Below are 25,782 nucleotides of genomic sequence, written 5' to 3'. Positions count from 1 at the left end.
AGCAATTAATCATTTAAATTGAAGTTGTAGAGTTTTTGATTTTCATTAATTTCATTGTCTAACGCAACTTTTAGTTGCGATAAACAAATATGTTGTCTCAAGGCAATAATTGTAATTTATTATATTCCAAATTCCCATAATATCTGTCCATACAAGGTCAACTTTACGACAAATCAGATGCTTTATGGTCACCTAAAGAATGCTACAAACAAGATGAAAAGGTTTCTGCAAAACGAAGATCTATCTTGATTCTACGTTATCCAAATATTATAATTCACTACTTGAAATTCTGTACTTTAAATTTTTTATTTGCGATAAGAAAAATATTTCTCATGTTATTCGTTTTATGTTTGATATACTCTGTTAACCATTCCAATGGATTTTCCAAAACCGAGAATTTATGTTTTGTTTCACGTTTAGTAACTCACAGATCCCAGGCTATTCTGTAGACTATGTTTTACCCCCCTGTGCAAGCTAAACATTTAACAAGTATATCACTAGTGTAGTAACTATCCTAGATAGAGCACTCTTTGTCCACAAATGAACTCACTTATTGAGTATTTTACCTAGTCTTTAACATATTAACGATAGAATTTAAAACATTACTCTTGTTCCCAAAAAGGCAGTGAACACGACAAATGTACGAATTATTTATAATTTATTTATCGATAATGATATCATAGTATGGTCAACGAATGGATGTATGGACAACAAGACGTGTCAAAACATAGGTAATCTAGCCACATCAAAAACATGTGCATCATATTACATGATTTTTGGCAGCGTTCATTTAATATCAAAAATAAAAAAAAAGGATTTAGTTATATTATTTTAATTCATTTTTTAAAACTTCAATGATTTTGTCCGCTACATTTTCACCATATGGATTTTTAAATACCTTTTTGTCAATCATCTTCATAATTACGTCGTCAAGTGAATCTTCTCTATCGGGTGGGAATAGTATATTGGATCCCAAGAGTATTGTTTCCCATCGAGCAGATGTATGACGCAACGTTATGCATGGTTTCTTTATGGTTATTGATTCTTCCTGAATGCCCCCCGAATCTGTCAAGATTAGATTGGACTTGAGCATGAGAGACAAGAATTCAAGATATCCGAGGGGGTCGATTAAATGAACATTTGGCGGAACCTTTATCCCATACTTTTGAAGATTCTTTTTTGTCCTAGGATGAACTGGAAATACGATATTTCTAACAGTTGAACGCATATGATTCATCAACAGTTCAAGATTGCGTGGATTGTCAACATTTTCTGGCCGATGCAAGGTCAATAACAGAAATTCATTTGGGATTGATTGCGGCAATGGTTTATCTGACGCAATCTTTGACAAATTCTTGCATACATCGACCACCAAATTGCCAGAAGTAAATACCTTGCCTTTAATATTTTCATATGATAAAACAGTAGTGCAAAAACTCGAAGGTGAAAAGAGATATTCTGACATTTCATCTATACGAATCCGGAGGGGTTCTTCCGGAACATGTGAATCGAAATCTCTTACCCCAGCCTCGACATGAATTATTTTACTGCCAATTTCACTTGCAGCTAAGGCCGCAGCCATGCTTGAGTTCGTGTCTCCATAGACTACTACCCAATTTGGTTGCAATTGCTTCAGAATAGGCAACATCTTTTCTTTAATGACATCTATATCAGAGGTATTTGATTGAAGGTCATAATCAGGTTGAATTTTTAGTTCATCAATAAAAATATCACTCATATTTGGCGAGTAATGTTGTCCAGTATAAACAAATTTGTGGTCAAAATTATTATTTAAAAGTGGAACTAGATTGGCCAATTTGATAATCTCTGGCCTAGTCCCTGCTACAGTAACTAATTTCATTTTTCTAGATGGAATTAAGTTTTATAAAAATTTATCTTTATTAGAATTCAACTACCTTATCGAGGTTTTTAATGGAATTTAAATCCAATTCCAATAAGAGAAATAGCGTATCTATTCTTACTTTTTTTAAAAAATTTGATTAGATGTATTCCCTTTTAAAACACAAAAAAATGTGCCTATTTATTAATAAAAACGTAAACAAAATAATTTTTTCCACATAAAAGACTACTCAAAGAAATAACAGCAATCTTAGTTAATATCCACTTTTGTAATAAATACGGTTAAGCGTTGTTATGATTTTTGAAAAGGTATGGATAAGAAATATAAAAGACTTTTACATCAAAAATGGCAAAATATTTTAAAAAATTTATAAATTATCGGAGCCCGAGCTTTGACCATATTTTCGATTGATGCACAAGGTCATTACATTAACACCTGAAGAGTTTCTCTCACCACGATTTGAATGATGATAATAGAGTTTGGTTTGAACTAAGTGGACACAGCTAATTATAAACATTAATTTTAGCTATAACATTATGCATACATCAAAGTAAAAATGTGTCTTAAACTCTATCATACGGTAATGACAAATTTCGCAAATTCTATTGGTTCTAAAAAGCCCATTTTATCGATGATATTATTAATGACTATAATATTCAGTTTTTCAAACCCGTTAAATGTTTTTGCTATACATATTTCAAAACCTATACCATACTTGAAAAAAACGGAGTTTCTGTCCAACGAAACGATAGATTTGCAAGGCTGGATCAAGTATGACAGGGAACACGCCTCAGATGTGTGGGTGCAGGTGTCGCTTGAAAAGCAACTCAATACATTGACATCAAAGAATGTTACAAGTAATGCAAATGGAAACTTTTCTGCGACTTTATCCATCCCCGATGGGACAGAGGACGGCAACTATACTGTCAGTGTCTTAAGCCCTTGTCAGAAGATCCACGATAATATATGCATTAATCAATTGGAAGAAATTCCAATTACCATCAAAAACAGCGAATAGACAATACCCTGTACATTCCACCCAAATTTTCTTTAATCCAAATTTTTAACATTCCAAGCATAATTGGTAACTGTATTTTATTATTATCATGGACAATTCAGATTGATAAAAAAAGATTGAGTTAATCCTTATCATTTTAAATATCTATATTGAGGAGGGTTTCTTAATTGGACATAATCAAAGTGCAAAAGATCATGAGCATAGAAAAGTAGAAACACTAAAGGTAAGCAATACAAGTGACACTATTTTTACCTCTATAAATCTGACATCTTCCACTCCTCAATAAAATTTTGGAAGCACAGATTTAGCTATTGATCAATTAGTATCTCACTGTATTAACATTGTCAAATTTAATGTGACATATGCGACTGATGCTCTAGATATAGAGATAAATGAAAATAAGCATTAGCTCCAAAAGCTAATTCCCATATGCTTGACAGACTCATCCCGCGCCTAGCACTTTCTCTGAATAACCACGCATTCGGCTGTTTTGCAAAGATTCTGGTAATATTCAAAGATCAAATAGCAATTTTCCAATAGTAAAACATTGACTAAATCCTCCATATGTCACAAGGACTTGAACTCAAACTGCATTAGATTGGATGCCAAGCAATCTTTCCTGAAGGTAGGTCTCAATACTGCATCACCGGTGATGTTTATTAACCTCCTGACTTTCAAAAACAGAATACTGTAATGCAATAACAGGATATTATCCAACAAAGCTCAAAACAGCCTTATTTGATGAACAAAGTCCAAAAGAAAGCCTTGGGCGAGAATTGAACTTGCGAACTTTGCCCTAGCAAGGCTTTTTCTTGCCTGGTATATAGGAAAGGCAATTATATTGATTTCTGTATGTTTCCCTAAGTAAAATGACAAATGTAGACTTCATAATTCCTAACATCTAATAATGGATCATAGGAATTAATAATTTATTTTCATTTATTCAAATAAGACTTAAATATTGGAATTGCAATTTAATATTTAATTACATTTGAATTGATTCAAATGTAATTAGTAGGTATTTCATCCCTTCGAGAAGTTAGGTTTATTTAACTTCTCGAAGTTTGTCTTCCATTTATTGAAGTTGACAATCAATTATTATTTAGGACTAATATGTAACACATTGACAGAATAAAATTAATAATAATATCATAATGGTCCCAATTAAGTAATACAGTTAGTTGGAGTGACCCATTACAGTATTGTCTTTCATTTCTACACAACAGGGACACTTTTGTTTTACGCACAAATCCGTGGCTTCATGTTTGCATATAGGGCATAGACATTTTTGAAGTGAAAGAGTTTTTGCTTTCTTTTTCCTATCCGTTTTTAAAATAAGATACACCCAAAAGACAAACAGAAACAAACCGACTCCAAAGAAAACAAGAGATACCCTTGGATTAACCCTCACAGCCACCAGCAATATGCCAAATAGTGCAAACCCAATACCACTCCAAAAGGGCCAAAATGGATAATTCTTACTCAAAGTGTATTATTTTGTAATTGAGTCTTTTATTTTTTCGTATTCACATCTTATTGGTACATTAATAAAGACTGAATGCTAAAAAATAAAAAAAAATAACCAAAATTCATGCTTTAATAAATCTAAATAATACAGCAGTTTATAAATTGTATAATGAAACTTTTAGGTATCACTATTTCGATTCTATTTTTGATACAAGCCTCCGTCATCTTTAGTCAAGATTTTGCTACCTCTACCTTTGGACAGGGTGGTCCATCTAACGATGACAAGTATAACAACGTCTCAAAGAACATTTCGGGTATTACATGTGACAAAACTGAACATTTGGTTTATCACAATCATACTATGTTGGTGCTCAAAAATAATAATCAAAATGTTACAATTCCAGCCGGCATCGGCATTATTCCTAACAATTGCATATTTTGGTTACACACTCATGATGATTCAGGCATAATTCATGTAGAGTCCCCTTCTCAAACATCCTTTACTTTAGGACAATTTTTACAAGTGTGGGATAATTTCTATAATTCTCCCATTACTGAAGCACTTTTAAAAAATAACACAAATGATACCATATCCATATTATTTGCAAATGGATCAAATGTAAATACTGCAGAAAACGCCAAAGACATTACACTTCAGAACAATGCAATAATAAGTATTAATGTGACCAATCAAACCACAAAATAAATTTTTTTCAATTAAAAAAAATGGTCTTTCTTTAAATTATTACCAGTGATTAAATCTCACTGATCCTTGACATATTTTATCGTTTCATTTTCATCTTCTTCCGATCTCTTTAGCTTTATAACAACCGTACCACTTACTTTATTGAAGATTCTTTGACGCCTCTTACTTGCAAAGATTAATCCCAGAATAATATCTACAGGCAAAAGAAATGACTTGCCAAATACTTCAATTGCAATATTGACAATATTTGCCCGTTCTCCAAATAAATTAGTGGTTTTGATATGTACCACTCGCTTGCCAATGGTTTGTCCGGTGAGAAATTCCAAGACTATCCAATATACAAAAAATATCGAACTTGCAAGGATATATTCGACTGGCTCCTTGATGCCAATACCCCTTTCGCCGTCAAAATAGACTCCCCAAAAAGGAAAAGAATAGTGTGCAGAGAAAATGTAGAAAATTATGTTGGTTATGATGGATATGATTACAAAATCTATTAGCCAAGCAACAAACCTATCTTCCCATTTAGCTAGCAACAATTCCCTTGTAAACCCCTTACTGGACTTGGAGTCATTCTTAGCCCCATCTTTATTATCACTCATAGATTCAAGAACTATCAATAAATTATAAAAAGTTATATATTTGTGTCTGGATTGCGTCAAACTGTGTCCAAATTAAAATTAACTTTACCTGGGTACATTTTTAAGGATAAGAGTTATTTGGAAATATCTGAATAAACTCGTTTAATTTGAAATTAATAAACTATAAAGTTATGTTAATTTACAAACATTTGACAAAAATATACTAGGACAATTATGCTTGTAAAATAAATTATTAAAATTAAATGCGTTTTGCCCTACTTTGTAATGAAGTATGACCAAATTTCAAGGGTTCAAATTCACTCTCGCCTTTCCTGCATATGAAAACTTGAAGCTAAAGAAAATGAAAATAAACCAATGTGTCGACATCGACTAACTTAAATTAAGTATCCCTAATCAAAATCTAATACAGGATCTAGAGTTTACTCATAAATCATGAGACTCTCCTACATTAAAAGTGAATATTTTTCCTTTGATATGTTCATCTTTTTTTAAAGCATCAATGATAACTTCTGCTTTAGCATCATCAACAATAGTTTCAATCCTTGTACGTCTGGCAAATTCGGGAGTATATTTTTCTCCGGTTTTATAACCTTGTACAATTCTCTCAGTTGCTTCCCTGTCCAAAGGTCCTTGTCCCATAATATCAAAATGTGTGATTCCACCCACCTGATTGTCGATTAGAATTTGTTTAACTGCATTAAAATTATTTTCCTTAACGTAAATGATCAAACCTTTCAATACTATGTTTTTGATTCAGATTTATTTAAGCATAAATAAATCTAAATGATTAATTTGCAAAGCAAGTATTTAGGATAATTAAACTGCTAGGAACTATTTAGCCACTGTTCTTACCAAAAATAAATATCCTTCGTCAGGTAACTAATATAGTGTCATCAAAAATCAATAGCAAATATTAAAAAAGCATCAAAAAAAATTCAACCCTTAATCAACAGGATTTATAAAGACCGTTTGATCTTCACATAGATTCCAAATCTATAGAGGTCAATACTTTATTTCAGATTCTAAACAAAATGAATAAAAAATTAAACTCATTTGGAAAGGAAGTTAGAAAATTCACCAACTAATTTTCCAAAGTCTTGCTCCAACTGATCCAACAATTTACTTGAATTGGTATCGTTTTTGATGAAATTCTTTGCCTGGCTTATGAAATCCATGGATGTGTTCTTGGCTTGGTTGTAAGCACCTTTCAAGGCATCTGGCGCTTGATTAGCAATGCTCATGGATGTGTTCTTGGCTTGGTTGTAAGCACCTTTCAAGGCATCTGGCGCTTGATTAGCANTAGCAATGCTCATGGATGTGTTCTTGGCTTGGTTGTAAGCACCTTTCAAGGCATCTGGCGCTTGATTAGCAATGCTCATGGATGTGTTCTTGGCTTGGTTGTAAGCACCTTTCAAGGCATCTGGCGCTTGATTAGCAATGCTCATGGATGTGTTCTTGGCTTGGTTGTAAGCACCTTTCAAGGCATCTGGCGCTTGATTAGCAATGCTCATGGATGTGTTCTTGGCTTGGTTGTAGACACTATTACCCGTAGTCGCATTAATAATATTCTGAGCATGAGCAACAGGGCTTTGTATTAAGACGGCAGTAAGTATCGTTGACAATACCAAGACGGCCAGAAAACAAGGATTAACTAATGAGTATTTCAATTGTAATACTCTATTAGCAATTCGATCATAAAAGTTATTGATAACTATACTCAGATATTATTTTTTTTAATCAAATAACCATTCTGATTGTTTATTGTCTGTTAAAATTTACACTTATTTTTTTCATTTACTGCACCAAACTTAATTAACATTTTCAGAACTTGCAATTTCTTTGGGATATTAATAAAGTTGCTACTTGACAAAATCCAGAATTTTAACCTACCCAGACACTCATTCTCCAAGATTTTTGAATATCTAGTGAACATCTTTACAGTATAATTGCATAAGTATAAAATAACATAAGATAATTATCATACTATGCTTTCACGAGAGGTCAGTAGACAGTTATACGGTCACTTAAAGGACATTCGCACACAAATAATTAAAGATCTAATGGAAAAGCCAAATTCAGTCAAAGAAGATGTCCATATTTCCAAAATCATTGGAATCATGTCCAAAGAAAATTCTCACGAAGTATTTGTTCAAATGGCTGATAAGAGCATAATTTGTGTCAACACACGAGATACACTAGTCGCCAAGGATATAAGCATGATGAAATCATCCCATATAGGGAAAAGAATACCAACCCTTACTGAAAACGATTCCATAGGTGATGCTGCTCGAATTATGAGTTTACATCGCCTTCGTTCTTTACCTATTGTCAGTTCAAATACTCATGAAATAGTAGGCCAACTTTCTTCCAAAAAAATTTTGCAGCACATTCTTACAACTTTTGTTGGCAAGAAAATTAACTTTGACAAAAAACTAATTGCCTCAGATCTGATGACTCCTGAATTAATAACATTGGAGCCAAAAGATAAAGTAGCAACCGCAAGAAATATCATGGTAAAAGACATGATAGATCATCTCCCCATCATAGAGCATAGGCAAGAAGGAAAAGATATGGTGATAGGGATTATTACATCAATTGATGTCATGCAAACCTTAATTCCATCAGACAGGATAGCAAGAGATGCCATTATTTCTGATCATGAGAAACATAGATTGGAATTAGATGTTATTGGTATCTCGGAAAAAAATCTAATAACAATTGATCCAGATGAAACGATGATTTCAGTTATAGATCTAATGCTAAAATCAAATTCAACTTATGTCCTTGTAAAATCTTTAGACAGTATTTTGGGTATTATTACCTTTAGAGATATCATTACTCTGCTAGGAGAGCAAGTGGAAACTGAAATACCAGCATATATAATTGGCTTACCGGAAGATCCTTTCGAGTCAGAATTAGTAAAATCAAAATTTACAAATACAATAAAGCTTATGCATAAAATATCTCCAGACATTGTTGAAGCAAGATGTAAAATAAAGATAAAAGACGTAACAGGTGAAAGAAAAAGATATGAAATTTCAGCCAGTATAATATCACCCTATAAGAGATATTCATATACTTCTACTAACGAGTACGATATTGCGAAGATTTTTGATGAAATGAGTGATAGCTTAAAGAATCAAATTTCCCGAAGAAAGTCTACGGACAAACAAAAAGATTCTGTAAGATACTCACCCAAAGAATAAGAATATACTTTACATATTTTTTATACATACCTACACTTTTTTTTATTTTTGCTGTTCCTCGATGACATAACTCTTATAGACACATATTTGCACTAAAAAGCATTTACAAATAGACAACCAGAGAATCTTTTCAGGCAGTTTTCAGGCAGCCGGACTAATCGATCCTGCTTCACACTTCATTATCATGAATTTCAGAAATTTAAAAATGAAATAATATTGTTGGATTTTATATTTGATAATTGTATTTGTACAAGTGTTACTAGGAAAAATAATAAAATAGAGTATTTGGACTCAAAGGCTAGGCGAAATATTTAGACAAGGTAGCAACTAATTGGGCTTTTGAAGCTGCCCCCATTATCCCATCTACCGCATTCCCGTTCTTGAATATTATTAATGTAGGGATGCTCTGTATTCCAAAAATGTTTGCAACTGTTGGATTCTCATCCACATTTACTTTACCAAATACAATCTTTCCACTAAATTCACGAGCTAACTGATCTATGATTGGTGATACCATTTTGCACGGACCACACCATGGAGCCCAAAAATCAACAACTAGATTATTATATTTTTTGGACATTTCGTCAAAGTTGTAATCAGTCATTGTTATAGGAGTATTTAAAGTAGGCTCCATACGATTATTACCAAAAGTATTTTTTATGTCAGCCATGTTTTGATATTGTTTAAGTTTTTTCTCCATTATTTTACTGAGGTCCTCATCCCAATTTTGCATACTATATCTTTTCTAACACAATTGAGGATAATAAATATTGGCAAGAAAAGTGGACTTTAATTCAGTATTTCAACTTTCAAATTATATGATTTCAAAATAAATTTAATTTATGATTAAACAACTGTTCATATGAATGTACCCAAAAAAAGACATCAAAATGCGAAATTCACCGTTTGGTGCTTGCTTTCTAGTAATAGCGATCTACAACCATTCATATACCAATAATATAATCTACAAGATCTTGATCATAGCTTCTATGGGAAAGTGATCACTATATCCTGTTAATATAGAACGTCCCGCAGAGACTTCTTCAAATTCACCGTTTGGTTTTAAGCGTTGATACTCAAATCTCATAGGGGTGTGTCTTAAAGACGGATGTATCTTGCTTTTATCCCTAGCATCAAAATTGTAATCTGAAATATTATTATCTAATTGGATTTTCTTGTTTACTCTTACAGATTCTAAATTTATTTTCAACCGTTGTTCTCCGTTTAATAAACCTCTAGATACAATAAATTGATCGAAAAGATCAAAACCATCATTATAATATATCGTCCCATCGGGTATAATTGGCCACATGCAGTTAAACAAATACCCTTGATAGAAAAGATAATTATGTTTGTCTGTTTGTTTATTCATTGGCCATCTTTTAGTACTTGGATGATCAAATATCTCATCCCAGTTTAATAGCTTGTTCCTATCAGGTGTAGCGTGTAAATAGTTTAAGACACTTTTATCATAAGGATTGTCGTTAAAGTCGCCCATCAATAATATATTTCTATTCCATTTACAATTGATCCTATTAAGTACTTTGTTATTATTTTTAATATCAATTGGCAATTTTTCCAAATCTTCGCCGCTAAATTTTAACAAATCCTCAACCGCCCTTGCACAGTTTTCAGCCACAGCTATTCTCAGAGGCTCAGTTTCATATCGCCCTCCCGCTCGAGATGGCCAGTGATTTACCAGGACATTCAGCTCTGCTCCGTTATCTATCACGGTAAAATTAGCAGAGTATATGTCCCTTGTAGGATAACGTATATTAATCCCAAAAGATTTTACCTCATTTAATCGTAATCTCTTTTTAGAATATATTAGCGCTGTATCAATCCCCCTTATATCTGGGCCACTCAAATACTTGGCCACAGCGTATTCCTTTTTTGGCAAAAGTCTCTTGACTAAATCAGAAAGAAGTTCCTCAGTCTCTACCTCGGCGACACCCAACAAATCAGGACCCTCATTATTATGTAACGAATTTATCAAGGATGCTAAATTTTCAATTTTCTTATTTTTTACAGCATTACTCCAACCCCGAGATGGAGTAAATTCAATATCAGAACCAAAGTTTGAAAGATTAGTATCAAATAAATTATTTACATTCCAGAAACTTACCTTCAGTGGTTGCACAATAGGCAGAAGCGATCTTTCATTTTAATAGTTTTGGCATAATCTCAAGCATGGTATCCCTAATAGTTAGTTCTTATGAATACTCGACTTTGGATTAATAACATTCCAGTGGTCAAATTATTATATATATATATATTTATAATAAATAGATGGGCACTGTTAACTTAAGCATATCATATCTTCATTGTGACGATTAACAAATAGATTTAACCAGTTCAATACATGTTTTAGTTTACAACCTATCTTTTTACATGGAAAGTAGTCGTCAAAGATTTCTGTCCTGTCCTTGATATACTGCATAGTTCTTTCAATCAGACTTTTCTCGTATGAGGAATGGATATGGTGTTTTAGTTTTAGGAATTTACATGCCATCGGGTACCATGTACCACCATCAGTAGAAACGGTATGTTTCCCATGAATCTTGACTATCCTTGATATGAATCTCTCTGCGATAAGCATATTCCTTTCTCTGGATACAGTTACTGCGAGAATTTGCCTGTTTTCTGGCTCTATTGCAACCCATAGCCACAAATATTCCGAACCAACCTTAAGCAATGTCTCGTCAACTATGTATTCTGAAATCCTTTTTCTTTTTGAGAATACCTTTCTTGGATGGTATTTCTGAATCCACTTCCATACTGCAACATGACTTCTCTTTACCTTGCGTAGACAAAATATTGCTTTAGAAACACTTCTAGTTGATAAACCAAGAAAGTACAAATACAAAGCATGGTCAATATCTAAAGAAGGTGTTCTGTTTCTTTTATCCAACATAATCGAGATAGAACATCTTCAAGCTATAACATTTTCTTAAGTTAACAGAGCCAAATAGATAATCATCACCTTTATACTCGCCCCTATTCCATATTTTTCGCAATGCTGTTTGTCGCACATGATAATTATTTTTTTTAAATAATGATGTCATTCCTAGTTGTTTTTAAACCAATGATTAGAGTGTTTTGTCATATTAGCCTGTTACTCATAAATGCATCATAACATTATCAGTACTAAAAAAAATCTCAAGGTAATTAATCATCCGTAATGATTAATCAAAATAGTAAATATTAGAATAATTAATTGATTTATTGATTGATTGATTGATGAATTAATCATGAATGTTAAGTTAAGTTATACGGGTTCAGCATGCACAATTACCCGAGAGGCGCTAGTGTTTTCCAATAACAAATTCTGAACACGGGTTGAAATCGCATGAGCTTTTTCAACTGAAAATCCAACAGACTCGTCTTGCTTAGAATCACCCTCTAAACCATTTTTAATTTCGTTATCTTGAGATAAACTATCCGGGTTTATTTTTATAGTTAAAGTAATGTGTAGTTCTGACTTCACGTATACGAGCGATATATCGTTGCAGTCAGAAACACCTTTAATTGATAAAGCCATTTCTTTAATTCTATCTAAGAATACCTGATCTGCAAATTCTTCATGGCCCACTGCAGACTCTGAGTCGAGATCAGTTTCGATGTGAGTTGTAATACGCACTATGTTTTTGATTTGTTCTTTAATTTTTGCTTCAAATTCATCTACAACACCGTGAGCTATTTTAAAATCTAATTTATCATCCATCTGGACATCCAGGTATAAATGCAATAACTGAAAATGTCTGACATTTATAGACTGATCTTGTAATTTGTTCTTTACATCAGAGGCACCTATATTTGAAAAATAAATAGAGTGGATATTCTTGATTGAAGGAAAGTCTTCAGAGATCAACCTTATCTTATCTTTAATGGTTTCGGTCATCTCATCCTCAATCGCATCTACGTGAACAACAACGTCTGACTCTGGAAGTATTTCATTTCTTATCTTGTTTTCCACATTAGTTGCGATTCTATGAGCCTTATCATGAGTGTACATTCTTGGAACTTCAATATGTAGATCCACAAAAGTGTTTTTTCCCACCTTGCGTACTCTGATGCTGTGTGCCTTTCTAATTCCTTCAAATCCAGTTATAGACTCATGAATTTGTCCCTGTATACCTTTGGGAGCTTTATCCAATAATACGTCTAGAGTTCTCCTACCTAAACCAAGAGAAGTGTAAACAATAAGTCCAGCGACAGCAATTGCAGCGAATGAATCAGCATTTGGCACATTGCCAAAATATACTATTGCTAATCCAATAAAAACTACAGAAGATGTAAGCATGTCCACTCTGAAATGCAAGGCATCGGCTTCAATAGCCTGACTTCCGTATTTGTTAGCAACGCGATAGAGTGCGCGTGACCTTCCGAAATCAACAAGGATTGATACAGCAAGGACCCCAAATGAAACCCATGTGACTTCTGGAGCCTCATGTGTGAATAGAATTCTCTCCAATCCCTCGTAAAAAATCCAGCCAGCAACAATAAACAATAATAATACCGCACCTAAGCTCGTAAGACTTTCGAACTTTGCATATCCATAGGTATGCTCGGGGTCTGGAGGTTTCCTAGACATCCTTACTGCATATAAAGTCATTAAGGCGGCAAACACATCTAAACCAGAATGCATGCCCTCTGAGAGCAAACCCAAGCTGTTTGTCAAAAAGGCTATAACAAACTTTGAAACAGTCAAACCCAGCGAGGCAATTATGGAGGTTATTGCAATCCCAATTTTCTCCCTATAGGCCTCACTGTGAATTGATGTTGAGCTTAATGAATCACCTCGCTCATCGGTAAGGTGGCTATTCTTAAAATCATCTTTCTCAGATCTAAAGTAAGAATCATCGGTGCCTTTTTTACTTCTTACCACAAATAAGTGATTTTAATCAAAGTGATATATAATAGATATGAAATTATAAAAAAAAGAAGTACGATCCAGAGATAAAATTTCAAAAAAAATTGTATTGTGTCTTTTCTAAATTCCCATTTAGAATTAGAACCTAAAGAATGATTAACCTTTATTTACCATGGTCATTGGTATTTGTCCACGTAATATTCTTTCAAAATTCATAAACATTATATCAGTTATTGAATCAATTGCCTCGTAGGTCCAACCTGCCAAATGTGGAGTAAGAACAAAATTTTCAAGTTTTAACAATGGGTCATCAGTGTCTGCGGGTTCTTCCCAAAAAACATCAAACGCAGCGCCAGCTATATTTTTATTCACAAGTGATCCTAGCAGAGCCTCCCTAGATACTATTGGGGCTCTTGCCACGTTAACAAGATATGCGCTTTTTTTCATCAAATCCAGCTCTTTTTTGCCTATCATATTTTCGGTCTCTTGATTGAGTGGTGTATGTATAGATACAATGTCAGCTTTTGGGAGAACATCGACTAATTTATCGATTCCATACAAGTAATCTACAAAATACTTTTTATCACCGCCTACAGTTTTAGTAAATGGATGTTTTGTTATAGCAGTGACTTTCATTCCAAATGCTTTAGCTCTTTTGGCAACTTCAATCCCAGTTACCCCAAGCCCAATTATTAATAGATTCTTACCTTGAAGTTCAAATCCAATCTTATCAGGTTCTCTCCTAACAAATCTTCCGGTGCTTGAAACAGATTGAAGAGGATCTAATTTAATATTCTTACATAGATAAAGCATCAACAGAAATGTATGTTCGGCTACAGAAATTGCATTTGCCAGAGGAACATTTGCAACATAAATATCCTTCTCGGTGCAATAATCGATGTCAATGCCGTCAACTCCAATCCCAGACTGCTGTACTAATTTCAGCTTGGGACAAGAATCAATCAAGTTTCTGTCAATCTTGTTAAAACTGTTTATTATGATCTCAGCATCCATTATTTGAGGAATTAGTGGTTCGTCATTTTTTATAAAATCAATGAAAATATTGGTTTTTCTCATTTTTTCTTCGATACGCTGTTTAAATTCAACATTCTGAACTAGGGCGGCTATCTTCAAGATCTCTTACTTGTATTTACTTATGTTTTTATTTATCTCTAAATCAGATCCTTTGAGGAAATACTTTTACCAAATAATAGTATTACCTTTAGAGATATCGATGTGTGTAAAATAAATGGGTATATTAACTGCACGTTATGAGAACCTTAAAGTAATTGGCATTTCCAGAGGATAGTTCTGTGTATTTAATATTTTTTAAAGTTCCACATGTTAGTGAACCCAAATCAAAAGAAGTTCCACTCAGCTGAAGGCCAGGGAAATGACACAAAGTATTTTTGGTATCCAAATTGCCTTTAAAGGAGTAGGTAACTCCACTATTTTTACCGCTTATAATATGGCCACTTTTTTCGCCAGTTGACCCTTTAATAGAAATGATCCCATGCCACTTTCCGTTTTTCTTGTCGGCACTCATTTTAAAACTCCCGGGATTAATAATTACACCTTTTTGACCTGTGGCACAATTATAAATAGATTGTTGAGTGTTTTTTGCCTGTACGTGACTGTGCGAACCTTTAGCTGCGGATTTCATAATAGAGTTTGAAGTATCTGATGATGAAGTATCGGAATTAACGTTATCTCCAGAATTGTTGCTATCAGTATTTGAGCTATCAATCGAGTCATCACCCGCGGAAATAACTGTTCCTTGGACTATATCATATGAAAGAATTAAAGGAGTTAAAAATACTCCAATAATAAGAGAAACAAGAATAAAGAAACTTTTTGATTTTGTTATACCCATTCATAATAATTCACTTTCCAGTAATACTTAAGGGAGTCGCTAATTCTTTTTTTAGGTATGTTTTGTCTAGAATTAACTTGTTTTTTATATTTTTGATTCAGCTAGCCTTGACGACCCGAGGGATCAAATGGTTGCCTATATCATATCCTCTCTGCCTAAAATATTTTAAAATGAGTTTGTAAACAATTTCATCATGATTTGCGATTTTTAATATCTGATTCCAGGTTATTTCTTGACCCGGTTCTGTCTCATTTGCTAACTTTTCAACTAATAATTGAGCTTCTGTTCTACATTGATCAAAGGTTTTACCATTCTTGTAAGCCCTTGTTCGAGGATCGCAGCTAGGTTTATCTGTCAAGATAATATGTAATATATTCTCATTCCATTAAATATATGTATTATATTAATACAAAATATCCTTCTCTCTGAATTTAATTGGTTGGTTGGTTAGTATCTAAGACCTTCTGGCTACTTGTGGTCCCTGGCATAGGACGACATTTTGATTATCAGTAAGAATTGGCTCAAAAGCGATGAAAAACTACAAAATTCTAGTAAAGGTTTAAATATATTTTATTTTATAGAGCAGAGTATTTTAGCTAATTTTAGCGTCGCAGGTTGACCTTTTTATATAGTGTAATTTTATCAAGCTTCACATACAAACGGGATATAATGCTCAATAGGTATTCTATTTGATCACTATTTCTATAAAATTCCATAATGTTTAATTCAAGCAAAGAAAAAGAATCAAAATAATTTAAGGAATCAGGGCGTTTTAATTGTCAATTTGTATCAAAATGTAAACGGCCATGCTATAAGATATGATGAATACGGAACTGATAATAAGGATCATGTATTATTTATACACGGATTAGGAACTTCCGCAATAGCATGGAGAGATATCCCAGAAGCATTGTCAAGCAAGTATCACACAATTGTTGTAGATTTGATAGGATTTGGAGGAAGCGACAAACCAGAATATGATTATACAATCAGTTTTTTTAGTCAATTTTTGAGCGATTTCTTGGACAAAGTTGGCATAAACAAGGACGATAAAATCATTTTGGTAGGCCATTCATTGGGTGGTTACATATCAATAGATTTCGCAATTAAGAATAAGAATAGGGTAAAAAAAATGATTTTGTTTGATTCATCTGGATTGTTAAATGAACCGACGCCTTTGCTTAATGATTATATGAATGCAGTTAAAATTGCTGAACCTCAATCAAGAAGAGAAAAACTTGTACAAGTGTTTGGGTCACTACTTGCAAATCCAACCAGGTTGCTATTGGTTGTTGTAGACATTTTTGTTTCAGTGATAGAAATCAAAGGAGCAAAAGAAGCATTTGAATCTGCATTTAAAAACAGCACTTCTAGCACTATCAACGCTGCAGAGGCAGCAAAATTAGCAAAAATACCTACGCTTATTGTTTGGGGCGAAAGTGATAAGCTAATTCCTCCTTCCTACCTAGACAAATTCAAAAAGATATTGCCCCATGCTCAAATAATTACCATTAGGGATTCAGGTCATTCACCTTTTGTAGAAAAACCCGCTATTGTTTATCAAAAATTATTAGATTTTCTTTCCTAATTTCACAGGGTTTAATTTGATTGATCAATTGTAGAAACAAAAACAATTAGCGTTGTTTAAAAGTAGGCGTTGCCTGCTATCTAATTCCGCTTGCTCACCCTTTTCTCGTTAATGCTAAAATCCTTTTTGAAATTCTTCCATATATATGAAGACAAAATATTCATATTATCTACAATTTCAATTATGTGCCCACAAACATCCATTCGATTCAGCTCATATAATAAACAAAAGAGATAATTATTACATAAGAAATTACTATAAGATAAAACTATTACAATTTTTTACCTAAAAATATGTTAAATACTACAACAACTATGTTATAGTATAGTATGAAGGGTTCTCTGAATCTACCATTTGTATTATTTTTCGCATTTATTCTTATTGTGTCAGTGGGCTACACAAATTCAATGGTTGCAAGAGGTGATGATGATGATGATGATGATGATTTTTCTGACAAAGATATAATACAGATCTGTTGTACTTGGGGATACGAACTAGCAGATGGAGTATTGACCTTTGCCTTTGATGATGATGATGATGATGATGATCTTAAGGATGCTGTAAGAAGTGCAGTTTCTTCTTGGAATGATGATTTGACAGGTATTAGGATGGTGGAAACCGACGATGGCAACGAGGACATTAAAATATCTTTTAAAAACGATGGAAAAAAAATTGCAGGAAAAACAGTTAACTATTTTGATGGATACGGTTTTATCAGACAGTCTCACATCACGGTATCTGAGGAATCATACGACAGAGATTTTAGTTCTTCACAGATAGAACAGATTGCCTTGCATGAACTAGGTCACGTTTTGGGTTTGGATCATGCAAATTTTAGAGGTAATTTGATGACAGAAAGAGTAGATATAGGCAGTCCCACTATTTCCTCTTGTGAGATCGAAGGCGTAAATATTGCAAATGCCTGGAAGGTAAATGGAGGAAATACAATGTATTTGCCTGAAAAACAATACATCGAATGCTAACTGGTTTCAAATTAGAAACATTTTTCATATTATTAATTCAGCGAAACGTACACTTTAGAAATTGCTAGGTTAGACTAAAGCTATTTTTATTACATTTAAAAACAGCTTGGGTTATGCAAAGAAAAAATTTAAAATAATTATACCTGTGTTTACAAAATTATCAAAGTATTTTGTAAAAAAATTATAATAAACAATATTTTGGGAAAGATATCAATGAATTTAATAATATCTTAAAATTAGTTATTTTGTGAATATACTCCAGAAAAAATTCAAATGTGAAAAGGATGGCATAAAGTTTGATAAATATGACGAGTTCATAGAACATAGTAGAAAGGTTCATCACAGTGTAGTATTGAAATGCAACAAGTGTAGAAAATTATTTATCAGTGAAAAAGAAAGGCTCCATCATGTGAGAGAACAATGTAAAAAACCAGTTACCTACTAGTTCTTTTTATTTAGCTACAATTATTAACAAACACCATCAGTTTTATCACTGTAATGTTTATCAATAATTAGTGCACAAGTTTTATGTAAATAGATTATAACCCTTAAAATTTTTCTAAAATTTAATTAAACAAACTAAAATATAAAAAGTGGAGGTAAAAACCGTTTGTTTACTCTACAACACTGTTGTTTTGGTCTTGGTTATTGTTTCCCTCACCATTCTTATCATCATCTTCGTCATCGTCATCGTCATCGTCATGGTGATTATTATTGTTGTGGTTATTGTTGTTGCCGCTCGGTTCGTTGCTATTGCTGTTCTTTACATCTTGGTCATCATCTCCTTCTTCATCATCATCACCTGAACCTTGTGTTTGTGCTAAGTTTTGGGCACCTGTATTTTCAGTGCTATCACCATTTCCTTCGCTACTTTGTGCTGCTAGGTTGTCACCTTCGTTATTTTGGTTTTGTAAGTTCAGATTATTTCCAGATAGGAAGGAGTCTCCTGCTGAGAATACGCTGCTTCTTTGGCTAGAGTCTTGAGATTGTCCGATACCTTGAGCTGCGGAATTACCACTACCTTCGCTGTTGCCACCATGTCTTGCTCCCCCTTGGTTGCCATTATTATCAAGGCCAAATTGTGCCAAGGCGTTGCTTCCACTATTTACTTGGTTTTGGAATTCTACATTGTTGCATGATACTATTGCATCCTCACCAGAGACACATTGTGCGTTCTGGCTTGAAGATTGTGATTGGCCGATACCTTGAGCTGCGGAATTACCACTACCTTTGCTATTGCCACCACTTTGTGCTGCTGCGTTACTTCCAGTATTTACTTGGTTTTGGAAGCTAAGGTTATTGCAAGAATTATCTAAGGAGCCACCTGCAACACATTGGCTTCTTTGGCTTGAAGATTGTGATTGGCCGATACCTTGAGCTGCGGAATTACCACTACCTTTGCCATTGCCACCGTCTTGGGCCAAAGCATTGCTACCGGTGTTGATTTGGTTCTGAATGTTCAAGTTATTGCAAGAATCACTAACATCGCCACCAGAGACACATTGGCTTCTTTGGCTTGAAGATTGTGATTGGCCGATACCTTGAGCTGCGGAATTACCACTACCTTTGCCATTGCCACCACTTTGTGCTGCTGCGTTACTTCCAGTATTTACTTGGTTTTGGAAGCTAAGGTTATTGCAAGAATTATCTAAGGAGCCACCTGCAACACATTGGCTTCTTTGGCTTGAAGATTGTGATTGGCCGATACCTTGAGCTGCGGAATTACCACTACCTTTGCCATTGCCACCGTCTTGGGCCAAAGCATTGCTACCGGTGTTGATTTGGTTCTGAATGTTCAAGTTGTTACATGATTGGCTGACATCGCCACCAGAGACACAGCCAGCGCTTTGGCTTGAAGATTGTGATTGGCCGATACCTTGAGCTGCGGAATTACCACTACCTTTGCTATTGCCACCGTCTTGGGCCAAAGCATTGCTACCGGTGTTGATTTGGTTTTGTACATTTAGATTATTTCCAGAAAGGTCTATGTCACCGCCAGAAAGGACTAATGCACGTTGAGAAGATGATTGCTCTTGACCAATTGCTTGGACTGCAGAGTTACCACTGTACTTGCCATTGCCACCGTTTTGTAACGCGAGATTGCTACCGGTGTTGATTTGGTTTTGTAAGTTTAGGTTGTTACAAGAGAGAAAAGTACCTTCAGCACTTATACAAACTGCAACTTGATCAGATGATTGCTCTTGACCAATTGCTTGGACTGCAGAGTTACCACTGTACTTGCCATTGCCACCATCTTGGGCCAAAGCATTATCACCGGTGTTGATTTGGTTTTGTAAGTTCAGATTATTACAAGAAATAAAAGTATCAATTCCCGATAAACAAATACCGAGTTGAGTTGCCCCCTGTATTTGACTTATTGACTGTATTGCTTTATTTTGAGCATATGCATTATTTGGCACAGCCATTAAAGCCGGAGCCAAAGTTAACATAATGAATATTGGTAAAATAGCTATTAGGTATTTCATTATTGTGGTTTTCTATATTTATTTTCATTATTTAAACTTTGTTCAAATAATTCGCAAAAATATTCAAGAACATTCGTAGTTAAAAATTTTATTATAATTTGTTCGCATATTCTCGGAAAACAATTATTATCGTTATTTAGGGAAAATTGCATTCGCATACCATTACTTTCAATCAGAATATTGTTTTAAAATTAATTGAAACTTTTGCCTTATTAATTTCAGCCTTATCATTACCACAAATAACAAAATATCTTAATAAGGTAACAATACGATAAATTCATTTATCAATATAGTTTGATCTGACTAACAGATTGTATCAAAATTATGTAAGGCAATGTTTTTTTATTACATCCAATTTGAAATAACCAAATAAGCAAAATTTTAACGAAAGAAGATAAAGCCATGGCAATTTTAGTCTAGGGAGGATGGAAGCATATATTATCTCTAGGCGAAAATTTAAAAACATCTCTGATAAAGATATACAAAACCAATGAATAAAATCAATCTAAAATTTTATGCTGTCGCTATTGTTATAGCCGCAACCACTGGGCTTGCATACATGTCCATTGGTCCCACATTCGTGGCTGCCCAAACAGATCCACAGATAAATATCGGCAATAATTCTGGAATGGCAAGTGACGAGTTCTTCCAACTCGACGATTCGATTCTAAAAATGAAATCACTCGTTAATGAAACACAGAACTCTTTGGAAAACAACAATACAGCAGAAGCAGAAAATAATCTGAATCAGATTTATAATGAGCTAGTACAGATATCTAACAACTCAAATTCATTGATCTGGGACGAATCAAACGAAGGAAATTAGATATAAGATTTGGAAAAGTCTGAATCTTTATTTCATTTTAATTAACTAAAATTTTTTTTATTTTAGAAATGAACGCAGGTAAATTAATGCTAAAAATATAAAATAATATACAAAAGAAAAATGACTTGTAATATTGACATTGATACACAACCATTGTGTGCATTAATCATGACTACGACAAGAATAAAAGAAAGATTAAGTAATAAGGTAACAAGAAAATAGTTCGGCTTAAAACTAGAACATGACTATGGTCATAACATACTATCAATTTCAATTAATTATTGAATTGCAATAAGATATCCATATCATTCTTATTTTCATAAATATTTACATAGGATAGTTGTCTTATAGTATAGAGTATGGCATTATTTGCATGTCCTAAATGTGGTGAATCATTTACCTCAAAACCTCCCGATTCCACCCATAAAAGGTCGGTAAGATATCCAGATAGAGACACCATACCGGAAACGATAGAATGCAAGATGTGTGGCAATTTAAATACCATTTATTGGAAAGCAGTTTAGGAAAATTTATTTTGCAAAAGTCTGTCGGAATTGGGCAGTGATGGATTTTAATTTGCATTATTATAGATACGTTTCAACAAATTTCCCAACTGATTGATTAAAGTTTCAAAAACAATCACTTGCTAATCGGGCAGTGGCAAAGCGAAGCCAAAGGTAGCTCCACTTTTTCCTTCATTGTTTTCCGCCCAAATATTGCCACCATGTGCTTCGATTATATTCCGACTGATATATAACCCAAGACCAGTACCTGAAGGTGATCCAGTAATAAATTTGTCAAATAATCTTGGCAAAATCTCTTGATCAATTCCAGGGCCGGAATCAATCACTTTGATCAATAAATATTTCATATCTTTCGTAATAGTAACACAAATTTCCCCACTTTTAGTAAATTTTATAGAGTTGATCAAAATATTTGATAATACCTGAACTATTCTATTTTTATCTGCGTTTACAAATTGAGTAATTTCATGCCCTTTAAATTTATGAATCATATCAATCTCATTGCCTTCGAAAATAAGGCGTAATTTAACGCGATCAGGGTACAACTGATTAGCATAGTCAAAAATTATTCCCCGGATTACAGATATAATATCAAAACGTTCGGTGTTTAAGGTAAGAGAATGACTTTCTATTCGAGCCGCATCGAGAATCTCCTCAGATAATTTTTGAAGTCTTTTCGAATTCTTTATTATGATTTCAATATGTTCTCTGTACTCTTTAATAGGACCGTTCTTGTTGTATAAGAAAATAGAAAGAGCTAATATGGGTTGGATCGGGGTACGTAGTTCATGTGCAGCTATATTGATAAATTCGTCTTTAAGTTTTTCTGATGCTTTTATTTTTTCATACTGGGTTTGAATTAATTTATTCCTGTCTCTGAGATTCATAGTATATCTAATGCCTGAAATTGCAAGAGCAATTATATTAACGAAATATCCCACATCTTTAAGTACGTGTGCCATATTGTGTGCAGTATCAAAGGACTGAGAAGAGTAAGACATTATGATTTGAGAAAATATATCCACTATCAAATAGATTAAAATCCCTTTGTATATGACGTCATTTTTAAGATACAATTTTTTTTTGTAGAAGAATAATAATGCTAAAGAGAACAATATTAACGGCGGGATTTCATATGGTCTGTGTATGGTATAGTCATCTAACACACTAGCAGGAAAAACAATAAAAAATGATCCAATTGCAATTCCACAAGCAGCTCCGCCTAGGACTATCAAATATACAATAAGATTTCTCTGAACCTTTATCCCAATTTTCTTTTTCTGAATACTTTTATCCAATTCAGATACTGCATTCGGCCGATATGGATAATCACTTTCATTTTTTGTAACCTGCGAGGTATTTTCACCCGGAAAAAAATGAGAATATTTTGCAATTGCAATTAACAGCATGCTACTGAGAAAAATCCTTCCCGCAAACCATGTCTGTGGGATAAAATATTTAAGAAAATCCATGTTCTCCATTAAACCGAATGAAACTATAACATGGAGAAGATCAATACATGCGCTTACTGAAAATCCGAGTCCAATAAAGAGACTAAAACGATCATTAAGATTTCTAGCATGTAGAATATAATAGAAAGCTATGACTCCTGAGAGGATCACAGCGATTAATTCAATATAAAAATGATGAAGTTCTGAGCCAGTCCAAAGGAAAGGATCGATTGATACTATAACTAGAAAGATCAGTGGAATACAAGGAATGAGAGTATATTTTACAAAAATCTTGTTGGTAAAAAATTCAAGTAAATTACATATAACATCTAATGAAGTCTGCGAATGATTCGAGATCATTTTATTGATCCTTCACCAATAATTCTTTGGAAACATTATGATATATTAGAAACGTTAAAAATTTTTTTATATTTATTTTATAATAGACGCAACAAAATAATCTCTTCACCTCAACACAAGTGAACATACATGCCATTCGAAATAAATTGCGAAGTTCATTTCGCTTAATTTCGATAATCAGGTTATTCACCTACTCCTTTATTATTTTGTACTTGGAAGAATCATTTTTATGCTTGAAAGTAAATGCTCTGGTTCGACTGGCTTTCTAATGATATCATTATGTTCGATTTCGGGAAATATGCTCAAGACTTCATCCAAAGCATTCAAAGCAGATAGGAATATTACTTTAGTATCTGGGGTTAATACACGCAAGTGAGAATACAATTTAATTCCATTTATTTCAGGCATTCTAATATCCATGATTATAAGATGGTAGAAATGAGTATTCTTTTCTAAAATGTCTGCCAGAGCATATGTTGCATTTGAGAAGACAGTAACATTATATCCTTCACTAGAGAGAATTGAATTGAATGCAAAGAGTATGTCTTCGTCATCGTCTATTAGTAATATATTGTATGAAGATTTGGGTATGTTAAATACTGCATCCTTGGCATCACCATGGTTTTTATGCTTACTAATATTTGGACCCTTTGATTCTACACCACTGTTATTAGAACGGCTAACTACATATGTCTTGAATTCAGGTCCACTTTTGGTATTTAAGTCATTATATTTTGAGGTATCGATATTCTTAAATTCATAACGATCAGCATAACCAGGAATTTCCTCGATTTTTGCAAAGAGATTTTCATGAATAATAAGGCGATTTGATTGTGCCAAATGATTGATTTTGGAACAGATATTAACCGTTGGTCCGAAAAGATCAACATTTTGTGAATCTAGAGATATAGCCAATTCAACTTTACCATAATTAGCACTGACTCTATAATTGACTGGCGAAATTCCCTTGCTTCGGAAATTCAAATTCAATGAATCATATGTATCAATCATTGCCAAACCACATTCAACAACATCTGCGAATGCGGAGAAATCATCTGGATCCTTAGTTCTTGGAAAGTAATATAACAATCCATCCCCAGAATTTTTTATAACTCGCCCTCTATGAAGTTTAATTATTCGAGACATGGTATTTAAGAAAACCGAATAAAAACCTTGAATTTTGTCAGGGCTAATCATGTCATTAATATTTTTGGTAGAGTCAACCATATCTACGAAACAAACACAATAGTCATGACTTTGATTGATAAAGGTAATTTGATTCGAATTTAGTCTGTCGGTATTTTTGTCAGCAGAAAGAATCTCATTTCTCCTGACGATATTTTTATAATAAATAGGTGAGTCAAAATTTGGTCTATTCAATCAAGAGTCCTCCTTTATAATAGAATTGTGTATTAGAAATGGCGATAGTAATGCGACAAAAATACCTGATACAATGATAAGTCGTAAAGTGCATCGATATTGTATTGGCTATGTATTCTTCATCCCTATCACACAATATCATGATATTGTTTGACATTGGCAATACTATACAATTAACATATTTAACTCTTTCTAACAATTCTTTAAAAATCTAATCTCTTCTTTAACTATAGAGATAAGTTTTATCTAACCACTTTTTTTCGAATATTTTTCATTTAAATGGTCAAAAAGAATTTTTTTTCAAATTTGTAGTCTATAATGCAAACTTCACGTAAATATTTATTAAAACGATTTCAAAAATATTTGCTTCTTTTATCTGAGGAGAATGTACAAATATGTACGGATTCAAAGGATAGCTATAAAGAGATATACTAAATTTACATGAAAATATTATGAATTTTCTTGATTCTTTCTTTTGGTTAAGCGAGAAACTGCACAAATATTGATTAAACTAGTAGTCTTGTTTTCCAAAAAGTTCAGATTTGTAAAAGAAGGATTCAAAAAATGAGAAGGAAATT

21 protein-coding genes are annotated in these 25,782 nt (G+C 33.3%); 6 read left to right on the top strand and 15 right to left on the bottom strand.

Annotated elements, in window-relative coordinates; all coding sequences use genetic code 11:
• Nucleotides 1-826: 826 nt before the first annotated feature.
• Entirely contained in the window at nt 827-1,861 is a 1,035-nt protein-coding gene (wecB, locus tag F1Z66_RS02690) for a non-hydrolyzing UDP-N-acetylglucosamine 2-epimerase (RefSeq protein ID WP_149862063.1), read from the bottom strand.
• 643 nt (nt 1,862-2,504) lie between these two features.
• On the opposite strand from wecB, the gene F1Z66_RS02685 reads away from it, so the two are divergent.
• Complete coding sequence (locus F1Z66_RS02685; protein ID WP_149862062.1) at nt 2,505-2,879, top strand: hypothetical protein; 375 nt, start codon at nt 2,505-2,507, stop codon at nt 2,877-2,879.
• A gap of 1,177 nt (nt 2,880-4,056) precedes the next feature.
• Here the strand turns inward: F1Z66_RS02685 and F1Z66_RS02680 are convergent.
• On the bottom strand, nt 4,057-4,365 hold the full coding sequence (locus F1Z66_RS02680; protein ID WP_149862061.1) for a hypothetical protein: 309 nt from the start codon (nt 4,363-4,365) through the stop codon (nt 4,057-4,059).
• Between the two features lie 150 nt (nt 4,366-4,515).
• Between F1Z66_RS02680 and F1Z66_RS02675 the strand changes: the two genes are divergently transcribed.
• Nucleotides 4,516-5,052 carry a hypothetical protein gene (locus F1Z66_RS02675; protein ID WP_149862060.1) on the top strand — a complete coding sequence of 179 codons (537 nt, stop codon included), beginning with the start codon at nt 4,516-4,518 and terminating at the stop codon, nt 5,050-5,052.
• 56 nt (nt 5,053-5,108) lie between these two features.
• On the opposite strand, the gene F1Z66_RS02670 is transcribed toward F1Z66_RS02675, so the two are convergent.
• Together F1Z66_RS02670 and F1Z66_RS02665 are read right to left on the bottom strand one after the other, a co-directional pair.
• On the bottom strand, nt 5,109-5,654 hold the full coding sequence (locus tag F1Z66_RS02670; RefSeq protein WP_149862059.1) for an RDD family protein: 546 nt from the start codon (nt 5,652-5,654) through the stop codon (nt 5,109-5,111).
• A gap of 423 nt (nt 5,655-6,077) precedes the next feature.
• Nucleotides 6,078-6,392, bottom strand: coding sequence for a P-II family nitrogen regulator (locus F1Z66_RS02665; RefSeq protein WP_159357502.1), 315 nt, complete (start codon nt 6,390-6,392; stop codon nt 6,078-6,080).
• Between the two features lie 1,247 nt (nt 6,393-7,639).
• Here F1Z66_RS02665 and F1Z66_RS02655 point away from each other — a divergent pair.
• Nucleotides 7,640-8,860, top strand: a complete 1,221-nt coding sequence (locus tag F1Z66_RS02655) for a CBS domain-containing protein (protein WP_149862056.1) — start codon at nt 7,640-7,642, stop codon at nt 8,858-8,860.
• A gap of 298 nt (nt 8,861-9,158) precedes the next feature.
• On the opposite strand, the gene trxA is transcribed toward F1Z66_RS02655, so the two are convergent.
• The 7 genes from trxA to F1Z66_RS02620 all read right to left on the bottom strand — a co-directional run bounded on the left by trxA (nt 9,159) and on the right by F1Z66_RS02620 (nt 15,964).
• The gene (trxA, locus tag F1Z66_RS02650; protein ID WP_149862055.1) at nt 9,159-9,593 is read right to left on the bottom strand and encodes a thioredoxin; all 435 of its coding nucleotides are present in this window, start codon (nt 9,591-9,593) and stop codon (nt 9,159-9,161) included.
• A gap of 231 nt (nt 9,594-9,824) precedes the next feature.
• Complete coding sequence (locus F1Z66_RS02645) at nt 9,825-11,000, bottom strand: hypothetical protein (protein ID WP_149862054.1); 1,176 nt, start codon at nt 10,998-11,000, stop codon at nt 9,825-9,827.
• A 159-nt stretch (nt 11,001-11,159) separates the two neighbouring features.
• The gene (locus F1Z66_RS02640) at nt 11,160-11,774 is read right to left on the bottom strand and encodes a DDE-type integrase/transposase/recombinase (protein ID WP_149862053.1); all 615 of its coding nucleotides are present in this window, start codon (nt 11,772-11,774) and stop codon (nt 11,160-11,162) included.
• 354 nt (nt 11,775-12,128) lie between these two features.
• Entirely contained in the window at nt 12,129-13,748 is a 1,620-nt protein-coding gene (locus F1Z66_RS02635; protein ID WP_149862052.1) for a cation diffusion facilitator family transporter, read from the bottom strand.
• A 141-nt stretch (nt 13,749-13,889) separates the two neighbouring features.
• Nucleotides 13,890-14,867, bottom strand: coding sequence for an NAD(P)-dependent oxidoreductase (locus tag F1Z66_RS02630; RefSeq protein WP_149862051.1), 978 nt, complete (start codon nt 14,865-14,867; stop codon nt 13,890-13,892).
• A 124-nt stretch (nt 14,868-14,991) separates the two neighbouring features.
• Nucleotides 14,992-15,606 carry a hypothetical protein gene (locus F1Z66_RS02625; RefSeq protein ID WP_149862050.1) on the bottom strand — a complete coding sequence of 205 codons (615 nt, stop codon included), beginning with the start codon at nt 15,604-15,606 and terminating at the stop codon, nt 14,992-14,994.
• A gap of 97 nt (nt 15,607-15,703) precedes the next feature.
• Entirely contained in the window at nt 15,704-15,964 is a 261-nt protein-coding gene (locus tag F1Z66_RS02620; RefSeq protein WP_149862049.1) for a hypothetical protein, read from the bottom strand.
• A gap of 426 nt (nt 15,965-16,390) precedes the next feature.
• Here F1Z66_RS02620 and F1Z66_RS02615 point away from each other — a divergent pair, with 426 nt between their 5' ends.
• The gene (locus F1Z66_RS02615) at nt 16,391-17,194 is read left to right on the top strand and encodes an alpha/beta fold hydrolase (RefSeq protein WP_159357504.1); all 804 of its coding nucleotides are present in this window, start codon (nt 16,391-16,393) and stop codon (nt 17,192-17,194) included.
• Nucleotides 17,195-17,523: 329 nt separating this feature from the next.
• Nucleotides 17,524-18,177, top strand: a complete 654-nt coding sequence (locus F1Z66_RS02610) for a matrixin family metalloprotease (RefSeq protein ID WP_149862047.1) — start codon at nt 17,524-17,526, stop codon at nt 18,175-18,177.
• A gap of 614 nt (nt 18,178-18,791) precedes the next feature.
• Here the strand turns inward: F1Z66_RS02610 and F1Z66_RS02600 are convergent.
• Nucleotides 18,792-20,663, bottom strand: a complete 1,872-nt coding sequence (locus F1Z66_RS02600) for a hypothetical protein (protein ID WP_149862045.1) — start codon at nt 20,661-20,663, stop codon at nt 18,792-18,794.
• Nucleotides 20,664-21,153: 490 nt separating this feature from the next.
• On the opposite strand from F1Z66_RS02600, the gene F1Z66_RS02595 reads away from it, so the two are divergent.
• A complete protein-coding gene (locus F1Z66_RS02595) occupies nt 21,154-21,489 on the top strand; it encodes a hypothetical protein (protein ID WP_149862044.1) in 336 nt (111 codons plus the stop codon).
• Between the two features lie 274 nt (nt 21,490-21,763).
• Here F1Z66_RS02595 and F1Z66_RS02590 read toward each other — a convergent pair whose 3' ends face one another.
• From F1Z66_RS02590 to F1Z66_RS02580, 3 genes are all read right to left on the bottom strand, one after another.
• A complete protein-coding gene (locus tag F1Z66_RS02590; protein ID WP_195907453.1) occupies nt 21,764-21,970 on the bottom strand; it encodes a hypothetical protein in 207 nt (68 codons plus the stop codon).
• Between the two features lie 165 nt (nt 21,971-22,135).
• Nucleotides 22,136-23,824 (bottom strand): sensor histidine kinase, encoded by a 1,689-nt coding sequence (locus F1Z66_RS02585; RefSeq protein WP_149862042.1) that lies wholly within the window; start codon nt 23,822-23,824, stop codon nt 22,136-22,138.
• A gap of 201 nt (nt 23,825-24,025) precedes the next feature.
• The gene (locus F1Z66_RS02580; protein ID WP_149862041.1) at nt 24,026-25,204 is read right to left on the bottom strand and encodes a response regulator; all 1,179 of its coding nucleotides are present in this window, start codon (nt 25,202-25,204) and stop codon (nt 24,026-24,028) included.
• Nucleotides 25,205-25,782: the final 578 nt, after the last annotated feature.

The sequence above is a fragment of the Candidatus Nitrosocosmicus agrestis genome, from assembly GCF_008389435.1.
Taxonomy (GTDB): domain Archaea; phylum Thermoproteota; class Nitrososphaeria; order Nitrososphaerales; family Nitrososphaeraceae; genus Nitrosocosmicus; species Nitrosocosmicus agrestis.
This window is presented reverse-complemented; position numbering and strand designations above follow the sequence as displayed.